The 21,080-nt window shown below is 66.6% G+C and carries 23 protein-coding genes; 11 read left to right on the top strand and 12 right to left on the bottom strand.

Going from position 1 to position 21,080, the window contains the following annotated elements:
* Positions 1-81: 81 nt before the first annotated feature.
* The 3 genes from leuC to Q9Q95_RS09365 form a co-directional block, all read right to left on the bottom strand.
* On the bottom strand, positions 82-1,524 hold the full coding sequence (gene leuC, locus Q9Q95_RS09375; protein WP_306096269.1) for a 3-isopropylmalate dehydratase large subunit: 1,443 nt from the start codon (positions 1,522-1,524) through the stop codon (positions 82-84).
* A gap of 222 nt (positions 1,525-1,746) precedes the next feature.
* Positions 1,747-2,586, bottom strand: a complete 840-nt coding sequence (locus Q9Q95_RS09370; RefSeq protein ID WP_306096267.1) for a cytochrome c — start codon at positions 2,584-2,586, stop codon at positions 1,747-1,749.
* Between the two features lie 59 nt (positions 2,587-2,645).
* A complete protein-coding gene (locus tag Q9Q95_RS09365) occupies positions 2,646-3,608 on the bottom strand; it encodes an NAD(P)-dependent oxidoreductase (RefSeq protein ID WP_306096266.1) in 963 nt (320 codons plus the stop codon).
* Positions 3,609-4,037: 429 nt separating this feature from the next.
* On the opposite strand from Q9Q95_RS09365, the gene Q9Q95_RS09360 reads away from it, so the two are divergent.
* Entirely contained in the window at positions 4,038-4,187 is a 150-nt protein-coding gene (locus Q9Q95_RS09360; protein WP_306096264.1) for a hypothetical protein, read from the top strand.
* 111 nt (positions 4,188-4,298) lie between these two features.
* On the opposite strand, the gene Q9Q95_RS09355 is transcribed toward Q9Q95_RS09360, so the two are convergent.
* The 6 genes from Q9Q95_RS09355 to Q9Q95_RS09330 form a co-directional block, all read right to left on the bottom strand.
* Complete coding sequence (locus Q9Q95_RS09355) at positions 4,299-4,979, bottom strand: ferritin-like domain-containing protein (protein ID WP_306096262.1); 681 nt, start codon at positions 4,977-4,979, stop codon at positions 4,299-4,301.
* 44 nt (positions 4,980-5,023) lie between these two features.
* Complete coding sequence (locus tag Q9Q95_RS09350) at positions 5,024-6,232, bottom strand: hypothetical protein (RefSeq protein WP_306096260.1); 1,209 nt, start codon at positions 6,230-6,232, stop codon at positions 5,024-5,026.
* A gap of 154 nt (positions 6,233-6,386) precedes the next feature.
* A complete protein-coding gene (locus Q9Q95_RS09345; protein ID WP_306096258.1) occupies positions 6,387-7,031 on the bottom strand; it encodes a 3-oxoacid CoA-transferase subunit B in 645 nt (214 codons plus the stop codon).
* Complete coding sequence (locus tag Q9Q95_RS09340) at positions 7,031-7,345, bottom strand: DUF5076 domain-containing protein (RefSeq protein WP_306096256.1); 315 nt, start codon at positions 7,343-7,345, stop codon at positions 7,031-7,033. The genes Q9Q95_RS09345 and Q9Q95_RS09340 overlap by 1 nt, the downstream gene beginning before the upstream one ends.
* Positions 7,342-8,418, bottom strand: a complete 1,077-nt coding sequence (locus Q9Q95_RS09335) for an HAD family acid phosphatase (protein ID WP_306096254.1) — start codon at positions 8,416-8,418, stop codon at positions 7,342-7,344. Before Q9Q95_RS09335 ends, Q9Q95_RS09340 begins: the two co-directional genes overlap by 4 nt.
* A complete protein-coding gene (locus Q9Q95_RS09330; protein ID WP_306096252.1) occupies positions 8,415-9,122 on the bottom strand; it encodes a CoA transferase subunit A in 708 nt (235 codons plus the stop codon). The genes Q9Q95_RS09335 and Q9Q95_RS09330 overlap by 4 nt, the downstream gene beginning before the upstream one ends.
* Positions 9,123-9,424: 302 nt before the next feature.
* Here Q9Q95_RS09330 and Q9Q95_RS09325 point away from each other — a divergent pair, with 302 nt between their 5' ends.
* The 3 genes from Q9Q95_RS09325 to Q9Q95_RS09315 all read left to right on the top strand — a co-directional run bounded on the left by Q9Q95_RS09325 (position 9,425) and on the right by Q9Q95_RS09315 (position 11,962).
* On the top strand, positions 9,425-9,943 hold the full coding sequence (locus Q9Q95_RS09325) for an outer membrane protein (RefSeq protein ID WP_306096250.1): 519 nt from the start codon (positions 9,425-9,427) through the stop codon (positions 9,941-9,943).
* Positions 9,944-10,030: 87 nt separating this feature from the next.
* Positions 10,031-11,683 (top strand): thiamine pyrophosphate-dependent enzyme, encoded by a 1,653-nt coding sequence (locus Q9Q95_RS09320; protein WP_306096249.1) that lies wholly within the window; start codon positions 10,031-10,033, stop codon positions 11,681-11,683.
* Positions 11,684-11,722: 39 nt separating this feature from the next.
* On the top strand, positions 11,723-11,962 hold the full coding sequence (locus Q9Q95_RS09315) for a hypothetical protein (protein ID WP_306096247.1): 240 nt from the start codon (positions 11,723-11,725) through the stop codon (positions 11,960-11,962).
* Between the two features lie 66 nt (positions 11,963-12,028).
* Here Q9Q95_RS09315 and Q9Q95_RS09310 read toward each other — a convergent pair whose 3' ends face one another.
* Positions 12,029-12,199 carry a CsbD family protein gene (locus tag Q9Q95_RS09310; protein ID WP_306096246.1) on the bottom strand — a complete coding sequence of 57 codons (171 nt, stop codon included), beginning with the start codon at positions 12,197-12,199 and terminating at the stop codon, positions 12,029-12,031.
* A 92-nt stretch (positions 12,200-12,291) separates the two neighbouring features.
* On the opposite strand from Q9Q95_RS09310, the gene Q9Q95_RS09305 reads away from it, so the two are divergent.
* The gene (locus tag Q9Q95_RS09305; RefSeq protein WP_306096244.1) at positions 12,292-12,885 is read left to right on the top strand and encodes a class I SAM-dependent methyltransferase; all 594 of its coding nucleotides are present in this window, start codon (positions 12,292-12,294) and stop codon (positions 12,883-12,885) included.
* 35 nt (positions 12,886-12,920) lie between these two features.
* Here the strand turns inward: Q9Q95_RS09305 and thiS are convergent, their stop codons facing one another.
* Entirely contained in the window at positions 12,921-13,925 is a 1,005-nt protein-coding gene (gene thiS, locus Q9Q95_RS09300; RefSeq protein ID WP_306096243.1) for a sulfur carrier protein ThiS, read from the bottom strand.
* A 179-nt stretch (positions 13,926-14,104) separates the two neighbouring features.
* On the opposite strand from thiS, the gene aroQ reads away from it, so the two are divergent.
* From aroQ to Q9Q95_RS09275, 5 genes are all read left to right on the top strand, one after another.
* Positions 14,105-14,539 (top strand): type II 3-dehydroquinate dehydratase, encoded by a 435-nt coding sequence (gene aroQ, locus Q9Q95_RS09295; RefSeq protein ID WP_306096241.1) that lies wholly within the window; start codon positions 14,105-14,107, stop codon positions 14,537-14,539.
* Between the two features lie 35 nt (positions 14,540-14,574).
* Positions 14,575-15,054 (top strand): acetyl-CoA carboxylase biotin carboxyl carrier protein, encoded by a 480-nt coding sequence (accB, locus tag Q9Q95_RS09290; protein WP_306096239.1) that lies wholly within the window; start codon positions 14,575-14,577, stop codon positions 15,052-15,054.
* Between the two features lie 2 nt (positions 15,055-15,056).
* A complete protein-coding gene (gene accC / locus Q9Q95_RS09285) occupies positions 15,057-16,412 on the top strand; it encodes an acetyl-CoA carboxylase biotin carboxylase subunit (protein WP_306096237.1) in 1,356 nt (451 codons plus the stop codon).
* A 72-nt stretch (positions 16,413-16,484) separates the two neighbouring features.
* The gene (arsC, locus tag Q9Q95_RS09280) at positions 16,485-16,823 is read left to right on the top strand and encodes an arsenate reductase (glutaredoxin) (RefSeq protein WP_306096235.1); all 339 of its coding nucleotides are present in this window, start codon (positions 16,485-16,487) and stop codon (positions 16,821-16,823) included.
* Complete coding sequence (locus tag Q9Q95_RS09275; RefSeq protein ID WP_306096233.1) at positions 16,820-18,280, top strand: phospholipase D-like domain-containing protein; 1,461 nt, start codon at positions 16,820-16,822, stop codon at positions 18,278-18,280. The genes arsC and Q9Q95_RS09275 overlap by 4 nt, the downstream gene beginning before the upstream one ends.
* A gap of 16 nt (positions 18,281-18,296) precedes the next feature.
* On the opposite strand, the gene Q9Q95_RS09270 is transcribed toward Q9Q95_RS09275, so the two are convergent.
* Positions 18,297-18,653 carry a hypothetical protein gene (locus tag Q9Q95_RS09270; protein ID WP_306096231.1) on the bottom strand — a complete coding sequence of 119 codons (357 nt, stop codon included), beginning with the start codon at positions 18,651-18,653 and terminating at the stop codon, positions 18,297-18,299.
* 183 nt (positions 18,654-18,836) lie between these two features.
* Between Q9Q95_RS09270 and purL the strand changes: the two genes are divergently transcribed.
* Positions 18,837-21,056 (top strand): phosphoribosylformylglycinamidine synthase subunit PurL, encoded by a 2,220-nt coding sequence (gene purL / locus Q9Q95_RS09265; protein ID WP_306096229.1) that lies wholly within the window; start codon positions 18,837-18,839, stop codon positions 21,054-21,056.
* Positions 21,057-21,080: the final 24 nt, after the last annotated feature.

Below are 21,080 nucleotides of genomic sequence, written 5' to 3'. Positions count from 1 at the left end.
CCGAAGCATAGGCCGCGGCGAGGCCGCTCAGCACGGTTCCGACGATCAAAACGATCAAGGCCCGTTTCATACCAACTCCCCTTACGCATCCGCCGACATCAGCTCCCTGACATCGGTGAGGCGCCCCGTGACCGCCGCCGCCGCCGCCATGGCGGGGGAAAGCAGGTGGGTTCGTGCGCCCGGACCCTGCCTTCCTACGAAGTTTCGATTCGAGGTGGAAGCACAACGTTCGCCGGCCGGCACCTTGTCCGGGTTCATCGCGAGGCACATCGAGCAGCCGGGCTCGCGCCATTCGAAGCCCGCCTCGGTGAAGATGCGGTCGAGCCCCTCGGCCTCGGCCTGGCGCTTGACCAGCCCCGAGCCGGGGACGATCAGCGCCTGGCGGATGCGGTCGGCGACATGACGCCCCTTCACCACCGCCGCGGCGGCGCGCAGATCCTCGATCCGGCTGTTGGTGCAGCTGCCGATGAAGACGTGCTCGATTCCGATGTCCTGCATCGCGGTGCCCGCGGTAAGGCCCATATAATCGAGCGACTTCTGCGCGGCGACGCGTTTCGAGGCGTCGGCGAAGCTCTCGGGATCGGGGATCGCGCCGGTGATCGACACCACGTCCTCGGGGCTGGTGCCCCAGGTCAGCGACGGGGCGATGTCGCTCGCCTGCAGGATCACGCTCTTGTCGTAGCGCGCGCCGGCATCGGTGGGGAGCGTGCGCCAATAGGCGACCGCCTTGTCCCACGCCTCGCCCGAGGGCGCGAGCGGACGGCCCCTGATATAGTCGAACGTCGTCTCGTCGGGCGCGATCAGCCCCGAGCGCGCGCCGCCCTCGATCGACATGTTCGAGACGGTCAGCCGGCCCTCGACCGACATTGCGCGGATCACGTCGCCGGTGAATTCGATGACGTAACCGGTGCCGCCGGCCGCGCCGATCCGGCCGATGATCGCGAGGACGACGTCCTTGGGGCTCACCCCGAAACCGAGCGATCCGTCGACGCGGATCTCGAGGGTCTTCGATTGCTGGAGCAGCAGGGTCTGGGTGGCGAGGACATGCTCGACCTCCGAGGTGCCGATGCCGAAGGCGAGCGCGCCGAGCGCGCCGTGCGCCGAGGTATGGCTGTCGCCGCAGACGAGCGTGGTGCCGGGGAGCGTGAAGCCCTGTTCGGGGCCGACGACATGGACGATCCCCTGCCGCGCGTCGAGCGCGTCGATATAGGGCACGCCGAACTCGGCGACGTTGGCGCGCAACGCGGCGAGCTGGCCGGCGCTGGCGGGATCGGCGATCGGCAGCGCAGTGCCCGCGGCGTCGACGCGCGCGGTGGTCGGCAGATTATGGTCGGGGACCGCAAGGGTGAGATCGGGCCGGCGCACCGGACGCCCGGCGGCGCGGAGCCCGGCGAACGCCTGCGGGCTGGTGACTTCGTGGACGAGGTGCCGATCGATATAGATCAGGCAGGTGCCGTCGTCGCGGCGTTCGACGACGTGATCCGCCCAGATCTTCTCGTACAGCGTGCGGGGTTTGCTGGCCATGCAGGCGATCTAATCCGATCGTGCGCGAGAGCAAGCCGCTACGCAATTTTGCGATAGCAAGCCGAGCTTTCGCCCGATGTCCGAAAATTGCCCGAGGCAGCCAAAACCGTCACCCCGGACTTGTTCCGGGGTCCACCCAGCCTCACGGGATGCCCTCCAACCTCTTGTCCAGCCGCCGTCTCCCGGTGGACCCCGGCCCAAGGCCGGGGTGACGAAGTGGGCTTACTGCGCCGGCGCCCTCTCCGCCTCGCCCTTGAGATATGTCTGGATGGCGTCGATCTCCGGATCGGTGAGCACGAAGAAGCTCTCGCGCGCGACCTTGCTCATCAGGCCATGGTCGGGCTTCGTGCCGACCCCGGTGCGGAGCAGCTTCCTGAGCCGCGCGGGATCATAGGCCGCGACCACCGGAGCGAGCGCGGGGACCTTGGTGCTGCCATCCTCCATCGTGCCGTCCCGATGGAGCTTGTGGCAGGCGAGGCAGGCGAAATCGGCGACGTAGCGGCCCATATCGGCCGGACGGGTCGGCTGCGACGATCTGGCGGCGTTGGCCATTGCCGGGAGCTTGCCCGCGAGGATCAGCGCGCGGCCGATCGGGCCCCAGGACATGCTGGCCTGCGAATCCCCGGGGCCGGGCTTCAGGGTGCGGATCCACGCGACGATGCGGCCGACATCCTGATCCGAGAGATGGCCGAGCGCAGCGGTCGGCATGATGAACAGCGACGAACCGTCCTTGCGGACGCCGTGACGGATCGCGCGGACCAGTTCGGCATCGGTCATGTCCGCGGCGACCCGCGCCAGCGGCGGCGGGGCGATGCGGCCGAGCATCGGATCCTCGAACAGGACTTTGCCCTCGCCATTGCCGCCGTGACAGTCGCGGCAATTGGCGATGCGCGCCATGCGCGCGCCCTCGGCGATCGACGCGGCATCCCGGGGAATCGCCACTTCGACCATCGGCACCGAATGGCCCTTGCGGATCACCCATTCGGATCCGGCATAGACCAGGACCAGCACGAGCAGGACCAGACCGGCGAGCACCGCCAGTCCGCGCAATATCCAACGCATATTCCTCCCCCAAGATCAAATACTTGTTACGCCGGCAATGCATGCCGGAAGCCGTCAAGTCATGCGATCCCGGGAACTTCCTTTGGCGAGACGTAATCCGGATCATGCGCGAAGGGCAACGCGGCGCCGCCCCTCAATGCTTCCAACACCGCATGAAAATCGGTCTCGCAGCGAAAGCCCAAAACTTGCTCTGCTCGCACGGCGTCATAAACGCGACCGATCGACCTGGGCAGTTCCCAGCCTTTGTCGGCGTATAACGCAGGTGCATCGGGGAAATGCCTTGCGATTACTGTCGCGGCGTCGCGTTTGAGCGCGTCGCATTCGCTGCGGTCGAACGGGGTCGGGGCGGAGACGATGAAGCTGCCGAAGCCGATCTGCGGCGCGCGCTCCAGCGCGGCGATGTGCGCGCGGGCGGCGTCCTCCACGGTCAGGCGGCGGTGGAGCAGTTCGTTGGCCTTCATATTCTCGCCCGAGAGCGCGCGGTGGGTGTCGTCCTCCTCGGGGAAGAAGCGGCTGGTGCGCAGCACGACGCAGTTCAGCCCGCTTTCGAGATGCGCGAGGCGGCAAAGCTGTTCGGCGGCGAGCTTGGTGACGCCATAGATGTTGCGCGGCTCCAATGGCCCGCTGGTTTCGTCGAGCCAGACGGCATGATCGGCGAGTTCGTTGCGGATCGCGTTCGAGATCATCAGCGACGTGGTCGAAGTGAAGACGAAGCGGTCGTGCCCCGCCGCCGCGGCCGCTTCGAGCAGGTTGAGCGTGCCGGTGACGTTGACCTCGACGAACGCCTGCGCCGGATAGCGGACGATATCGGGCTTGTGCAGCGCGCCGCCGTGAATCACCGCCTCGATCCGATGCTCGGCGAAGATGCGATCGACAAGGGCGCGATCGGCGACCGAGCCGATCATGTCGGTGTCCACGCCCGGCGCGACGTCGAGGCCGATCACGGAATCGCCGCGCGCGCGCAGCATCGGGGCGAGGAAGCGGCCGAGCCAGCCCGAAGAACCTGTGAGAAGGATACGCATGCGCGCCCGATAGCCGAGGCGCGGGCGACCTGAAAATACGGGAGATGCTGATCGCCGACAGGGCAAGGTCGTTGGGCTCCGCGCGATCACGGCCGAGACCGCGATCGACGATATCGCGTCGCAACAGGTGCTCGCGCAACCGATCCGGGCGCGTCGGCGAACGCTTCGACGCGGAGGATCGCCGGTTGTCGTGCTGGCGCCGCGCAGTCGACGACGCGCCGTCGGGACCCGCCGCAGCCGCACCCTGATGCTGCTTCCCGGCCGGGCAAGTTTCAGCAACAGGCGAGCAGGAAGCCGAGCCCGGTATAGAATAGATCCCGCCTTGACTTGATTCTTTGTTGGCCCGAGCTTGAGACCCGCGGGGCATATGAAGTCTGAATCTCCGCAACCAGTTGTGATGATTACTTCCTCATGGAAAAGGGTAATATCATGAAGTCCATTGCATTTGCGGTCGCTGCTTTTGCAGTCGTGCTGCCGTCGGTCGCCGCGCTGTTGCCGAAGCACGAAGTGCGCGCCTGCTCGGCCGCGGAATGGATTTGGGACACCTTGGTTCAGGATATCGGCTGCACCGCCCCCTGACCCGACCCCGGCAGGCGCCGCGAGGCGCCTGCCGGCCATTGTGACGGGCATTTTCGGAGTGCGGGATACATCTCCGATGCGTGCGACGGCATCCGGGCGGGCGTCGACCGGCTACAGCCCCGCGGGGAGCGGCGTCGCCAATCGCTGGGCGGGTTCGCGCGCGTCCGCCCAGTCGGTGCGGCGCCTCACGAAGGGATTGACGAACAGCAGGGGCAGCTTGAGGAACAGCAGCTCGGAGTGAATGAATGTGTCGATCGCGCGCTCCCACCACGCGGACTCGCGCCTGCCGTGCGCCTCGAGCCAATTGTCATAGGGCGCCCAATGGCTCGGCTCGTCCTTCTCGATGATGCCGAAGATCTTCATCAGCACCTTGTCGCCAGTCACCAGCGGGTGGCGCAGCAGCACGTCGACCTGACGATAGCCGCGCCGTTCGGTGAGCGAGATCACCCGGCACAATTTCTCGAACTGGTCGTCGCTGGCGATGATCGCCTGCGTATCGAGATCGTCGATCGTGCGGCGGAACATGATCTCGACGAAGCGGTCGATATGGCCGCAGGTGCGATCGACCTCGAGCGGCATCTTGCCCTGCAGCTGGAACCAGCGCTTGAACATCAGATAATGTTTGCGCTCGTCGGCGCGGTGCTTCTCGATCGCGGCGATGAGGGCGTGATCGTCCGGCGCCCGCGCCCGCACCGCCTCGAGAACACGATCGATGCTCGTATAACCGCGATGCTCGTTATAGATGTAGATCGAGCCCAGCAGGTCGAGATAACGGCGGCGAAACCAGCCCATGCGCCGAGGCTACGCCTGCCCCGCCCGGGCGTCAACGCGGCGCGTCAGCTACCCTGCGGGCGGGCCTGCTCCCCGGCGAGCGCCGCATCGGGATCGTCGGGAACCACCGCCGTCGCTTCCGCCGGGTCGGGACCGTCGACCGGCAGGGGCTCCGGCGCGGCGACCGCCTCCCCGGCGGGCCCGATCCCGGCATCGACATCGATGCTCTCCGCGGCCGGCGCGCCGGCCGGGACGACCTGCACCGGCGTATCCTTGCCGGCCGGCTCGGCGCTGCCGAAATTGGTCTTGCTCAGCAGGTTCGGAACGAGGCGTTCGAAGAAGCCCGCGACGAAGCCGATCAGGAAGACCGTGAGGCCGTTGTACGAACCGTCGTCGGGCCCGTGGACGATGGCCTGATTGTCGAACACCGCGGTCGACACCAGATCGGTCGCGAACAGGCTGTACAGGATCGCGCCCGAGATCGCGCCGATCGTCATGCGCAGCATCACATCGATGCGGTTCTCGCGATTCTGCAGATCGATCACGACGTCGCGGCTCTTCAATCCTGTGGCGATCGAGAAGAAGGCGCCGATCGTGCCCCCCGCAACCGCGGTCCATACCGGCCCGAGCTCGGGCGGAAAGCGATAGATCGGATCCAGCATGCCAGCCGTCAGCAGCCAGGCCACCCCGACCATGAGGATCACCAGCAGGAAGGCGCGATTGACATATTGCCCGCGCGCGATCGCGGTGCGCTCGGCGATGAGATCGTTCTTGACCTGCGCGAGCAGCTCCTGCGCGAGCTTGAGGTTCTTGCCGTCCTCGAGCACGGTGATGATCGCGTCGGCCACGCGGCGATCGTAGCGATACACCTTGCGCGACTGTTCGCGCTTGCCCTTCGCGCCGCGCCAGTCGAACGCCCGGCTCCAGAAGCCCGGAGCGGATTCATCGGGCTTCTCGCCGCCGTGCGCGCCGTGCGCTCGGCCGGCGGTCTCGCCCTCTGCCGTCCCGTCGTCATTGGCGGTGCGCCAGCCGTCGATCAGCCCGTTGATCTGCCCGCGCATCGGCATCAGCGGAACGATCCGCGCGCGCTGCTGCGACCGCAGCGGGTCCTGGTCCTGATCGGCGAAATGCACGATCATGCGGTCACGCGTCCGGTAGATCGCATAGAAAGGCGGATTGTAGGAATAGACCTTGAGGATGCGTTCGCCGGCCGGGTCCCTCGCACCCTTGACGATGTCCCCGGCCTTGCTGGCACACGCTTCGTCGCTGGGCACAGTCGAACCCCCGTATAGTCCGGAGCAATGATCCGATCGGACATCAATGCCAGAATATCGGTCGCGAAGCTATACTATAGCGGAACTGCAACGCTACTTGGCGTTTCGGGCGAACCGCGAAGATCCTCCCGCGCTTCGCGAGGGAGGATCTGGTTCAGGAAACGAGCGCCGAATATGCGGCGGTGGTCTTTGCCGCGACTTCCTCCGCGGTCACGCCCGGCGCGAGTTCGATCAGCCGGAACGGGCTGTCATGATCGGCGCGCTGGAACACCGCGAGATCGGTGATGATCATGTCGACGACGTTCCTGCCGGTGAGCGGCAAGGTGCATGCCGGGATGAACTTGGGATCGCCGTTCTTGCTGCCATGCTCCATCACCACGATGATCTTCTTGACTCCGGCGACGAGATCCATCGCCCCGCCCATGCCCTTGATCATCTTTCCCGGGATCATCCAGTTGGCGATGTCGCCTTTCTCGCTCACTTCCATCGCGCCGAGCACGGTCAGGTCGATATGTCCGCCGCGGATCATGGCGAAGCTGTCCGACGAGCTGAAATAGACCGAGCTGGGCAGTTCGCTGATCGTCTGCTTGCCCGCGTTGATCAGATCGGGATCCTCCTCGCCCTCATAGGGGAAAGGCCCGATGCCGAGCATGCCGTTCTCCGACTGGAGCGTGACCTCGACGCCGTCGGGGATATGGTTGGCGACGAGCGTCGGGATGCCGATGCCGAGATTGACGTAGAAGCCGTCCTCGAGCTCGCGTGCGGCGCGCGCCGCCATTTCGTCACGGGTCCAGGGCATCAATGCACTTCCTTGCCAAGATCGGTGGGAGACTGACGTTCGGCATCCATGCCGAACCAGATACGGGCGAGCGCCTCGGCCTCGGTGATGCCGGTGGCGTTCGCCCAGGCACGCGCACCGTGGCGTGCGCAATCGACCAGGGCGATGCCGAGCAATGCGGGATCGGCACCCAGCGCCGCGGGATCGACCAGACAGGTCGCCGGGCCGCCCGGCCGGGCCCACATCCGCAGGAATTCGCGGCTGCCCTGCAGCAAATGCGCCGCGCCCGAAAGGTCGAGTTCGTCGGTGACGACACCCTTGCGTCCGAACGTCATGGCTTCGCTCCCTGCCCCGGATCGGTCCAGCGCGCGTCGGGTGGGAAGATCTCGTCGACGCCGCCCTTCAACCCGGTGCCGTAGACCGGATTGGGCAGCATGAACCAGCCGGCGCCCCAGAGCGGGGCGAGCAAGGTGCCGCCGACGCTGTTGCGCCGCGTCGCGACCGGGGCCTCGGGCGCGTTGAACAGATCGCTGAAATCGCCGAGCTGGTCGCCGGCCATCGCGACGACGCAATAACGCTGGGCGATCTTCTGGCGGCGCGAATCCTTGCCGCTCGTCTCGCCCTCGCCGCGCAGCCACAAGGTGTCGAAGAGCGCCGCCGGGCCGAGACCGGCATGTTCGAGCGCGGCGGCGGTCTGCGCGGCGCTGGCGGCGGAGCGGTTGGAATTGAAGATCACGGTGAAGCCTTCGCGCCGGGCGGCGGCGAGCGCCTCGGCCGCGCCGGGGACCGCGGCGACCTTGTCGGCGCCGGTCTGCTCCCAGCGGCTCCAGCGCGCGGCATCATAGGCGCCGCCGCGCGTCGCCTCGTCGCGCTCGTAGCCGAGATTGAGCAAGGCGGTCTCGTCGATATCGAGCACCACGGCGTGCGGGCGCTTGCCACAGGTCTCGAACCGCGGATTGTCGAGCGTCGAACCGGGCGCGAGCACGACCGAGCGGACCTGCGTCTTGTCGCGGCGATAGCCGATCTCGGTCCGCAGATAGTTCCACAGCGCCTGATAGGCCTGCATGCTGAGCGCCGCCGCCTCGCCGGAGCCGTAGAGATATTGCATCCCCGGCGGGGCGTTGCCGGGCGCGGCCGGGGCCGCCGGGGCCCCGTCCGGCGGGGGCAGCGCAGTCAGGGCGGTGACCTGGACCTTGCTTCCGTCCGCGGCGGTGAGGACCTGTCCGGGCTTCGGCGCTGCCTGTGTCTGCGCGCGCTGACGCCTTGACGGGCGGTCCTGACTGCCTGCCTTGAGCACGCCCGCGCCGGCCGCGAGCGGCGCCGCGATCACGGCGGCGGCGCAACCCGACAGCAGAACAGCGCCTGCCGTCACGAGCGCGAAGCCGGCCGGGAGCCGCGCCGGGATCACGCCGCCTCGCGGGCGCGCACGGTGCGGAATTCGATCTTCTTGTCGTACGGCGCGCCGACGATCAGCCGCTTCACATAGATGCCCGGCAAATGGATGGCATCGGGATCGAGGCTGCCGACCGGCACGACTTCCTCGACTTCGGCGACGCAGATCCTGCCCGCGGTCGCCATCGGCTGGTTGAAGTTGCGCGCGGTCTTGCGGAAGATGAGGTTGCCGCTCTCGTCGGCCTTCCAGCCCTTGATGATCGACAGATCGGCGCGGATGCCGCGCTCGAGCACATATTCCTCGCCGTCGAAGATCTTGACCTCCTTGCCCTCGGCGACCTGCGTGCCGACGCCGGTCCTGGTGTAGAAGCCCGGGATCCCCGCCCCGCCGGCGCGGCAGCGCTCGGCAAGCGTGCCTTGCGGGCAGAATTCGACCTCGAGCTCGCCGCTCAGATATTGGCGCTCGAATTCCTTGTTCTCGCCGACATAGGAACTGATCATCTTCCTCACCTGACGCGAGCGGAGCAGCTTGCCCAGGCCCTCATTGTCGATGCCGGCATTGTTCGAGGCGATGGTGAGGTCCTTGACTCCCGCGGCCTGGAGCGCGTCGATCAGCCGCTCGGGGATGCCGCACAGCCCGAAGCCGCCGGCACACAGGGTCATGCCGTCGAACAGCAGCCCTTCCAGCGCTGCTTCGGCGTTGGGATAGAGCTTGTTCATCGCGCGATTCTCTCCTGACCTGGCGCCGCGATAATCCGCCCCCGGGCGCGCGGTCAAGCGAACCTGAATCGACTTTCAACTTTGCTTTTGTTGCAGCGCAACCTTGGAAACCTCGCCAGGACCCCTATATGATACGCGCACGGAACGACTGCAGAACATTGCAGATGTTGCAAAATAGTTACGGTTTCAATTTTGTTACCGCGCTGCAGCATTGCAAACGTTGACCCGGAAATTTTCAATCCTACGTAGCGCTCCCCGGCCCTCTTCTGGGACCGGTGTAGTATAGTACGAAGGATATAATAATGCGTTTGTTCGCAGTGTCGGCGCTTGCCCTCGCAACTCTTGCCACGCCCGCTTTCGCTCAGGATGCGGCTTCGAGCTTCACTGGCCCGCGCGCGGAAGTCGTCGCCGGCTGGGATCATGTCGGCGGCCTCGGCGAGGGTTCGTCGGGCTTCACCTATGGTGGCGCGCTCGGCTATGATGCGCAGATCGGTCGCGCCGTGATCGGCGCCGAGGCAGAGATCACCGGCTCGACCACCGAGGAAGACGGCGCCAGCGCCGGTCGCGACCTCTATGTCGGCGGCCGTATCGGCTTCGTCGCACTGCCGAACACTCTGGTCTACGCCAAGGGCGGTCTGACCAACGCGCGCGTCAACGTGGAGGGCCTCGGCTCGGCCAACACCGACGGCTATCGCTTCGGCGGCGGCGTCGAGCACAATTTCGGCCGCTTCTACGGCAAGGTCGAGTATCGCTATTCGCGCTACGAGGAACTCGACCTCAATCGCGACCAGGTGACCGCGGGCCTCGGCATCCGTTTCTGATCGTCTGATCACGCAAAATCGGGTCGCGCGGGCAATCGCTCGCGCGGCCCTTTTTGCGTTTGGCGCGCATCACGGTAGGAAGCCGGCATGACCGAACTTCGCACCGGCGGCCGCATCCTCGTCGACAATCTCGTGGCGCAAGGCTGCGACCGCATCTTCCATGTCCCGGGCGAGAGCTTCCTCGCCGTGCTCGACGCGCTGCACGACACGCCGGCGATCGACCTCGTCACCTGCCGGCAGGAAGGCGGAGTCGGCTTCATGGCGTGCGCCGACGGCGCGATGACCGGGCGGCCCGGCGTGGCGTTCGTCACCCGCGGCCCCGGCGCGACCAACGCCAGCATCGGCGTCCATGTCGCGATGCAGGATTCGCAGCCGATGCTGCTGTTCATCGGCGATGTCGACCGCGGCATGCGTGACCGCGAAGGCTTTCAGGAAGTCGATTTCCCCGCATTCTTCGGCCCGATCGCCAAATGGGCGACGCGGATCGAAGATGCCGCGCGGATTCCCGAATATGTCGCGCGGGCGTGGAACGTCGCGACTACCGGCCGGCCCGGCCCGGTGGTGATCGCATTGCCCGAGGACATGCTGTGCGACGTGGTGGCCGCCACGGACCGCCCGCCTCTGCCGCGGATCACCCAGGCGCCCGACCGGCATGCGATGCAGGCGATGACCGCGTTGATCCAGCAGGCCGAGCGGCCGGTCGCGATCGTCGGCGGCGCCGGCTGGACCGCGGCGGCGGGCGCGGCCTTCGCCACCTTCGCCGAGCGGATCGGCCTGCCGGTCGCCAGCGCATTCCGGCGGCAGGACGCGCTTCCCGCCGGATCGCCGGCATTTGCCGGCAATCTCGGCTATGGCCCCAGTCCGAAGCTGGTCTCGCGGATCAAGGGCGCCGACCTGATCCTCGCGGTCGGCGCGCGGCTCGGCGAGGCGACCACCGACGGCTATACGCTGATCACCCCCGACCATCCCGGCCAGACGCTGATCCACGTCCATCCCGATCCCAACGAACTGGGCCGAGTCTATCGCGCCGATGTCGCGATCTGCGCCGACATGGCGAGCTTTGCCGGCGCCGCGGGGCTTGAGAATATCGGCGCGATCCGCGGAGGCGCGGCCGCCGAGGCGCATGCCGAATGGCTTGACTGGTCGACTCCGAGCCCGCGCGAGGGCGTGACGCTCGATCTCGGCCAATGCGTCGCGGCGATGCGCGAGGCGATGCCGGCGGACACGGTCATCTGCAACGGCGCGGGCAATTTCTCGAGCTGGTGGCACCGGTTCTGGCGCTATGGCGCGCAACCGTCGCAGCTCGCGCCCACCGCGGGCGCCATGGGCTATGGCGTCCCCGCCGCGGTCGCCGCGGCTTTGCGCGCGCCCGATCGCGCGGTGGTCGCGCTCGCCGGCGACGGCGATTTCCTGATGAACGGGCAGGAACTCGCCACGGCGATCCAGCATGACGCGAACATCCTCGTGCTGGTGATCGACAATGGCGCGTACGGCACGATCCGCATGCATCAGGAGCGCGAATATCCGGCGCGGCTCTCGGGCACGCGGCTGCACAATCCGGACTTCGCGGCGCTCGGACGGGCCTATGGCTGCTGGGCCGAGACGGTCGAGCGCACCGCGGAATTCGCGCCCGCGCTGGAGCGTGCGTTGCGGCAGAAGGGCGTCCGGCTGCTCCACCTCAAGACCGATGTGGAATTCATCACGCCCGGCACCACAATCGCGGCGATCCGAAACCGCTGACCGGCCGCTTGCCTCTATAATGGGGGCAAGGAGACTGAAATGGGTTGGAAGACGGCGCACATCGGCAGAGAAGGCGACCAGCTCGCGCTTTCCGGTGTGAAAGTGTGGCAGCAGGAATGGCGCTGGCTCGGCAGCAAGACGGTGATGCTGCCCAATCCGCTCGAGCCGATCGAAACCCAGTCCTACATGATCTGCGAGGTCGGAAATTCGCACCGCCCGGTCAAGTTCGCGGCGAGCAAGCTGGCAAGCGGGCTCTGGTCGTTCTACGTCCCCGACTGATCGAACCGACCGACACGAAAAGGGCGGCCCGGCCGGGACCGCCCTTTCCTGCGTCGACGCCCGGCGTCAGATATCGTCGCCGAGCGCGCCCTTGATCTTGCCGGCGAATTGCTCGCCCTTGCCCTTGAGCTCCTGCGCGGCGCCTTCGTCGCGGGTCTCGGGGTCGTTGCTCTGCTGCTTGATCTTGCCGGCAGCCTCGTCGAGGTTGCCCTTGATCTTGTCGACAAGTTCACCCATGATTTCAATCTCCTGGCCGCGAACCGGCGCGTAGCTGCGCCCTGTATTGCGTGCACTTCCAACAACGGTTCGCGCCGGGCGGGGTTCCTGCAATGCCCGATCGGATTGCCGAACATTACGAACGCCATGCCCGTGCTTTCGACGAAGCGCGCCGCCAGAATTTCGTCGAGCGCGGCTGGCTGGACCGCTTCCTGCTCGGGGTACCCAAAAACGGGCATGTCCTCGATCTCGGCTGCGGCGCAGGCGAACCGATCGCCCGCTATCTGATCGACCGCGACCGGAGGCTGACCGGGATCGACGTTTCCGAACGGATGATCGCGCTCGCCCGCACGCGCTTCAGCCGGCACCAGTGGATCTGCGGCGACATGCGCGAACTGGCGCTCGACACGCGCTTCCATGGCGTGATCGCGTGGGACAGCCTGTTCCATCTGCGCCCGGGGGAGCAGAACGCGGCGCTGGCCAAGGTGGCGGATCTGCTCGAACCGGGGGGCACGCTGTTGTTCAACACCGGCCCCGCGCAGGGCGAAGCGATGGGCTGCCAGTTCGGCGAGGAACTGTACCATGCCAGCCTCGCCCCGGCCGAATATCGCGCATTGTTCGCGGAGCATGGGCTGCTCGAAGTGGCGTTCGCGCCGGAGGACGTCATGACCGGCGGGCGATCGGTCTGGCTGGCGCGAAAGGCGTGAAGCCTCCCCGAGCAAAGCTCGGGGAGGCATTTATGTCAGATCAGTCCCGCCAGCGGGCTGCTCGGATCGGCATAGCGACGCTTGGCCATCCGGCCGGCGCGGTAGGACAGCCGCCCCGCCTCGACCGCCGCCTTCATCGCCGATGCCATCAGGATAGGATCCTTCGCCTCGGCGATCGCGGTGTTCATCAGCACGCCGTCGCAGCCGAGCTCCATCGCCACCGCCGCGTCGCTCGCCGAGCCGACTCCGGCATCGACCAGCACCGGCACCTTCGCGCCTTCGACGATCAGCCGGATCGTCACCTGGTTCTGGATGCCCAGCCCCGAGCCGATCGGCGCGCCCAAGGGCATGATCGCCACCGCGCCGGCATCTTCGAGCCGCTTCGCCGCGATCGGATCGTCGACGCAATAGACCATCGGCTTGAAGCCTTCGTTCGCCAGCACCTCGGTTGCACGCAAGGTCTCGACCATGTCGGGATAGAGCGTCCGCGCCTCGCCGAGCACCTCGAGCTTGACCAGCTCCCAGCCGCCAGCCTCGCGCGCCAGCCGCAAGGTGCGGATCGCCGATTCGGCGTCGAAGCAGCCCGCGGTGTTGGGAAGGTAGGTGATCTTCTTCGGGTCGATATAGTCGGTGAGCATCGGCGCGTTGGGATCGGACACGTTGACCCGGCGCACCGCCACCGTGACGATCTCGGCGCCCGACGCCGCCACCGCCGCGGCATTCTGCTCGAAATCCTTGTACTTGCCGGTGCCGACGATCAGCCTCGAGCGGAAGGTTCTGCCGGCGACGCTCCAGCTGTCGTCCGCGACTCGTCCGGCATGGTCGCCGCCGCCGACGAAATGGACGATCTCGAGCTCGTCGCCGTCCCTGACCACGACTTCGCCCAGCGTCGAGCGCGGCACCACCTCGAGGTTGCGCTCGACGGCGATCTTTTCGGGCACCAGCCCGAGCTGCTCGGCCAGCTGGATGAGGGTGAGCCCCGCGGTGACGCGCTTGTGCTCGCCGTTGACGACAATGCTGACGGTACCGTCGGTATGCACGCTTAACCTCCGTTCGGGCTGAGCTTGTCGAAGCCCTGTTCTTCTTCGGCTTCCGGTTGGAGGAAGAAGGACGGCCCTTCGACAAGCTCAGGGCGAACGGGAAACGAGCGGCCCGATTTGATCGCTGACGCTGGCTCATATAGAGGCGATGCGCAGACCCGCAACCGAAAGGCACCGGCTTGGCCGACACGATCTACGTCCTCAACGGTCCCAACCTCAACCTGCTGGGACTGCGCGAGCCGGAGATCTACGGTTCGGCGACCCTGGACGACATCGCCGGCGAGCTCGAGGACCGCGCCCGCGAACTCGATCTCGAAATCGACCTGCGCCAGTCGAATCACGAGGGCCACCTCATCGATTGGCTGCACGAGGCACAGGCCCGGGGCGCCAAAGCGGTCATTCTCAATCCGGGCGGGTACACGCATACCTCGATCGCGTTGCACGATGCCGTCAAGAGCATCACGACGCCGGTGATCGAGGTCCATCTTTCGAATCCGCATGCGCGCGAGGAATTCCGGCATATCTCCTATGTCGGTCGTGCCGCACGCGGAACCATCGCGGGCTTCGGAGCGCTGTCGTACATGCTTGCGCTTGAAGCCGCCGCGCGTCTCTGACATGAGCGCGCGCTTTCATCGGGTAAAGGGTCGCAATGGCCGACGATAACAAACAAGGGGCGATGCACGTCGATATCGAGCTGGTCCGCCAGCTCGCCGCCGTGCTCGACGAGACACAACTTACGGAAATCGAGGTCGAGGACGGTGAACGCCGGGTGCGCGTCGCGCGCACCGTCACCGCCGCACCGGCGGTACATTATGCCCCGGCCGCGCCGGCGCCGGTCGCCGCCGCCGCGCCTGTTGCCGCCGCCGAGACCGGCGCGCCGGCACCGGCTGCAGCGGCGAACGCCGTCAAGTCGCCGATGGTCGGCACCGCCTATCTCAAGCCCAATCCCGAGGCGAAAGCCTTTGTGGGCGTGGGCGACAAGGTCGCCGCGGGCGACACCTTGCTGATCATCGAGGCGATGAAGGTGATGAACGCGATCCACGCCCCGGCCGCGGGCACGGTCAAGGCGATCCTCGTCGAGAACGGCCAGCCGGTCGAGTTCGATCAGCCGCTCGTGGTCGTCGAGTAAGCATGCCAGAGATCAAGAAGCTCCTCATCGCCAATCGCGGCGAGATCGCGTTGCGTATCCACCGTGCCTGCCACGAGATGGGGATCAAGACCGTCGCGGTGCACTCCACCGCCGATGCCGACGCGATGCACGTGCGGCTCGCCGACGAGGCGATCTGCATCGGGCCGCCGAGCGCGACCGATTCGTATCTCAACATCCCCAACATCATCAGCGCCGCCGAGATATCGGGCGCCGACGCGATCCACCCGGGATACGGCTTCCTCTCCGAGAATGCGCAATTCGCCGAAATCGTCGAGGCGCACGGGATCATCTTCGTCGGGCCCAAGCCCGAGCATATCCGCACGATGGGCGACAAGATCGAGGCCAAGCGCACCGCGGGCACGCTCGGGCTGCCACTCGTCCCCGGCTCGGACGGCGCGATCAGCGACCTCGCCGAGGCCAAGACGATCGCGGCGAAGGCCGGTTATCCGGTGATCATCAAGGCGGCCTCGGGCGGCGGCGGCCGCGGCATGAAGGTCTGCACGTCCGAGGACCAGCTCGAGACCCTGATGCAGCAGGCGGGCAGCGAGGCGAAGGCCGCGTTCGGCGACGCTACCGTCTATCTCGAAAAATATCTCGGCAATCCGCGCCATATCGAGATCCAGGTATTCGGCGACGGCAACGGCAATGCCGTGCATCTGGGCGAGCGCGACTGCTCGCTCCAGCGCCGCCACCAGAAGGTGCTCGAGGAGGCCCCCTCCCCCGTGCTCGGCCAGGCCGATCGCGAGCGGATCGGCGGCATCTGCGCCAGGGCGATGGCCGATATGGGCTATCGTGGCGCAGGAACGATCGAGTTCCTGTGGGAAAATGGCGAGTTCTACTTCATCGAGATGAACACCCGGCTGCAGGTCGAACATCCGGTGACCGAGATGATCACCGGGCTCGATCTGGTCCGCGAGCAGATCCGCGTCGCCGAGGGCCATGGTCTGTCGTGCGAGCAGCACCAGATCAATTTCCACGGCCATGCCATCGAATGCCGGATCAATGCCGAGGATCCGCGGACCTTCGCGCCTTCGCCGGGCACGGTGAAGCAGTTCCACGCTCCCGGCGGCATGCACGTCCGCGTCGATAGCGGGCTCTATACCGGCTACAAGGTCCCGCCTTATTACGACAGCATGATCGCCAAGCTGATCGTCTATGGCTCGACTCGCGAACGCTGCCTGATGCGGCTCAGGCGCGCGCTCGAGGAATTCGTGATCGAGGGGATGAAGACCACCATCCCGCTCCATCAGGCGCTGCTCGACGATCCCGAATTCCAGCAGGGCGCGTATACGATCAAATGGCTCGAAGAGTGGCTGGCGAAGCAGGACGCAAATTAGCCGTCATCCCGGCAAAGGCCGGGATCTCATGCGGCGCGAGACCCCGGCGTGCGCCGGGGTGACGGAGATGGAATGAAGGCCACGATCTACCATAATCCGCGCTGCTCCAAATCGCGCGAGGCGCTGGCGATCCTGACCGGGACGCCGGGCATCGAGGTCGAGATCGTCGAATATCTCAAGACCCCGCTGTCGCGCGACGAACTGGTGCGGCTCTATGCCCGCGCAGGGATGACCGCGCGCGAGGGGCTGCGCATCGGCGAGGATGCCGCCAAGCCGCTCAAGGGCGCCGACGACGACACGATTCTCGACGCGATGGCGGCGAACCCGATCCTGATCGAACGCCCCCTCGTCGCCACCGAAAAGGGCGTGCGGCTCGGACGTCCGCCGGAAAAGGTCCGCGAAATTCTGTGAGCGCGGCGGGCAAGGTCGTCCGCCCCGACCGTAATGCGTGGCGCGTCGAGCATGCCGATCGCGTCTCGGTGATCGTCGATGCCGAGGATTATTTCCGCGCTGCGCGCGACGCGATGCTGATGGCCAGGCACCAGATCCTGCTGATCGGCTGGGACTTCGATGCGCGGATCCGGCTGGCCGATGCCTGCGACCAGGCCCCCGAAGCGCCCGATTGCGTGGGGCCGTTCCTCACCTGGCTGGCGAAGCGCAACCCCGCGCTCGAAATCTATCTGCTGCGCTGGGACGTCGGCGCGCTCAAGACCTATCTCCGCCCCAGGACCTTGAGCACGACGCTGCGCTGGATGGCCCACCCGCGGATCCATCCGCGGCTCGACAGCCGCCACCCGCCGGGCGCGTCGCACCATCAGAAGATCGTCGTGATCGACGATTGCCTCGCTTTCTGCGGCGGGATCGACATGACCAGCAAGCGCTGGGATACCAGCGCGCACCGCGACGACGAGCCCGGCCGGATCGATCCCGCCGGGTCGAGCTATATGCCGTGGCACGACGCCACCACCGCGCTGCAAGGTCCGGTCGCCCGTGCGCTCGGCGAGCTCTGCCGCGAGCGCTGGGAGCTGGCGGGTGGCAAGCCGATCGCACCGCCGCCCGCGCGCGAGGCGTGCTGGCCCGAAACGCTGACGCCGGATTTCACCCAGGTTCCCGCGGCGATCTCGCGTACCCAGCCCGAGATGAAGGGTGTCGCGGCGGTCCATGAGATCGAGCAGCTCTATCTCGATCTGATCGCCCGCGCCGAGCGATGGATCTATGCCGAGAGCCAATATTTCGCCTCGCGCCGCATCGCCGAAGCCATCGCAAAACGACTCGACGAACCCGATGGTCCCGAGATCGTGATCGTCAATCCCGAGCAAGCCGATGGCTGGCTCGAGCAGGTCGCGATGGACACTGCCCGCGCCCGTCTGGTCGAGGCGCTGCGCCGGCGCGACACCCACGGCCGGCTGCATATCTACCACCCGTTCACCGCGGGCGGCGCGCCGATCTACGTCCACGCCAAGGTGCTGGTGATCGACGATCTGGTGTTGCGGGTCGGCTCGTCCAATTTCAACAACCGCTCGCTGCGGCTCGACACCGAATGCGACGTCACGATCGAGGCCGAGCCGGGCGAAACGGACAAAAGCGGCCGTATCGCCGCGATCCGCGACGGCCTGCTCGCCGAGCATCTCGGCTGCACGCCCGAGCAAGTCGCCGGGGAGATCGAGCGCGGCGGGCTGATCGCCGCGGTCGAATCGCTCCGCCGATGCGCCGGCAAGACGCTGCGGCCCTACGCGGTGCCCGATCTCGAAGGCGTGACAGCGTGGCTCGCCGATCATGAAGTGCTCGACCCCGAGAATCCCGAGGACCTGTTCGAGCCGATCGCCAGCGGCGGGCTGTTCCGCCGCTTGCGCAGGCCCCGCGCGTGATGACTAAACCATCGTCTCAGTTTGTCGAATAGACATACACCACGGTGCAGGTGTTGATGCTGTCCGACAGCCTGACGCTCAACGGTTTTCGCTGCAAATGCGCCGATAGGATATGAGAATACATGACGTTGGCGAAAGGTTTCGTCATGTCGATCCGGATATATCCGCCCTGATATGGCGTGCAAGTCAAATCACTATAGTTTCCGGATATTCGAATGCTGTTCGAACCGTCCTCGCTGGTGACCAGTTGGATAACCTGAACGTTGTCGCACAAACGATTGGTGGGCGTATTAGTGCAATCGGCCAGCGCCGGCGATGCCAACGCGACCATCCCGACCAACGTTCCCAGTTTCGCAGCGAGTTTTCCGGTCATATCGCCCCCTATATTGGTGCTCCCCGATACTATGATCGTTCGCGGACGCCAATGCTGGCATGTTTTCATGTTCCGGAAACGGAGATCCCGCACAGCCGGGAACCGCACGTCGGATCCCCGACCTGCCGGCCATGTTCCGCGCCGGGGTGACGAACCCGCACGCCCTCGCTATGGGCTCGCCTCATGACCGGAATCACGCCCGAAATCGTCGCCGAGCACGGCCTGTCCCCCGAGGAATATGCGCGCGTCCTGCACGCGATGGGGCGCGAGCCCAATCTGACCGAACTCGGCATCTTCAGCGTGATGTGGTCCGAGCATTGCAGCTACAAATCCAGCCGCATCCATCTCAAGAAGCTGCCGACCACCGGCCCACAGGTGATCTGCGGGCCCGGCGAGAATGCCGGCGTGGTCGATATCGGCGACGGCCAGGCGGCGATCTTCAAGATGGAGAGCCACAACCACCCGTCTTACATCGAGCCCTATCAGGGCGCGGCGACGGGCGTGGGCGGAATCCTGCGCGACGTGTTCACGATGGGCGCGCGGCCGGTGGCCAACATGAACGCGTTGCGCTTCGGCCGGCCCGATCATCCGAAGATGCGCCATCTGATCGCGGGCGTGGTCCACGGCATCGGCGGCTATGGCAATTGCGTCGGCGTGCCGACCGTCGGCGGCGAAGTGAATTTCCACCCCGCCTATGACGGCAACATCCTCGTCAACGCGATGACCGTCGGCGTCGCCCAGACCGACAAGATCTTCTATTCGGCCGCTTCGGGCGTGGGCAATCCGATCGTCTATGTCGGCTCGAAGACCGGCCGCGACGGCATCCACGGCGCGACCATGGCCTCGGCCGATTTCGGCGAGGATTCGGAAGAAAAGCGCCCCACCGTCCAGGTCGGCGATCCCTTCACCGAGAAATTGCTGATCGAGGCCTGCCTCGAGCTGATGGCCAGCGACGCAATCGTCGCGATCCAGGACATGGGCGCGGCGGGCCTCACTTCCTCCAGCGTCGAGATGGCGAGCAAGGGTGGCGTCGGCATCGAGCTGATCATGGACGATGTCCCCCAGCGCGAAACCGGGATGACGCCGTACGAGATGATGCTGTCGGAAAGCCAGGAGCGGATGCTCATGGTCCTCAAGCCCGGCCGCGAGGATTTCGCCAAGGCGATCTTCGAGAAATGGGCGCTCGATTTCGCGGTGATCGGCCATGTTACCGACACCGGCCGGATGGTGCTCAAGTGGAAAGGCGACGTGGTTGCGGACATTCCGCTCGCCCCGCTCGCCGACGAGGCGCCGCTCTACGATCGCCCACACGTGCCGACGCCGAAGCGCGCGCCGCTGACCGACCTGCCCGAGAGTGCGGATCCGGTCGCGGACCTGATCAAGCTGATGGGCTCGCCCGACATCGCATCGCGCCGCTGGATCTGGGAACAGTACGACCACATGGTCGGCGCCGACACCGTCCAGCGCCCGGGCGGCGACGCCGCGGTGGTCCGCGTCCACGGCACGCAAAAGGGCCTCGCGATCACCACCGACTGCACCCCGCGTTACTGCTTCGCCGACCCGGTCGAGGGCGGCAAGCAGGCGGTCGCCGAAGCGTGGCGCAACCTGACTTCGGTCGGCGCGACTCCGCTTGCGGTGACCAACTGCCTCAACTTCGCCAATCCGCAGCGCCCCGAGATCATGGGCCAGATCGTCGGCTGCCTCGAAGGCATGTCGGAGGCGTGCATCGCACTCGACTTCCCCATCGTCTCGGGCAACGTATCGCTCTACAACGAGAGCAAGGCGACCGGCGGCGGCTCGGCGATCCTGCCCACTCCCGCGATCGGCGGGCTGGGGCTGCTCGCCGATTACGCCACCAGCTGCACGATCGCCTTCAAGGGCGTCGGCGACACCATCCTCACGATCGGCGAGCGCGGCGGCGATCTCGGCCAGTCGATCTGGCTGCGCGAAGTCCATGGCCGCGAGGACGGCCCGCCGCCGCCGGTCGATCTCGCCGCCGAGCGCCGCACCGGCGACTTCATCCGCGCGCAGATCGCCAAGGGCGCGATCACCGCGTGCCACGACGTCGCGGACGGCGGGCTCGCGGTGGCGGTCGCCGAGATGGCGCTCGCCTCGGGGATCGGCGCGCTGGTCAATGAGCCCCAGCCCTTCGGCGTGGCCGGCTCGCTATTCGGCGAGGATCAGGGGCTCTACGTCGTCACGGTCTGCGATTCTTGCCTCGCCGACTTCATGGTCGCGGCGCACAAGGCCGACGTCCCCGCCGACCATCTCGGCCGGACGATCAAGGACCGCATCATCTTCGAACTCGACGAAGGCGACTGGACGGTATCGCTCGCCGATCTCCGCACTGCGCATGAGGGCTTCTTCCCCACGCTGATGGGAGCCGACGCGGCGCTCGCCTGAGCGTCTCGATCCTCCCCCGCCAGA

The organism is Sphingomonas sp. DG1-23 (assembly GCF_030730875.1).
Classification (GTDB): Bacteria; Pseudomonadota; Alphaproteobacteria; order Sphingomonadales; family Sphingomonadaceae; genus Sphingomonas.
Note: the sequence above shows the minus strand (reverse complement) of the source record. Positions and strands in the feature narration are given on the sequence as shown.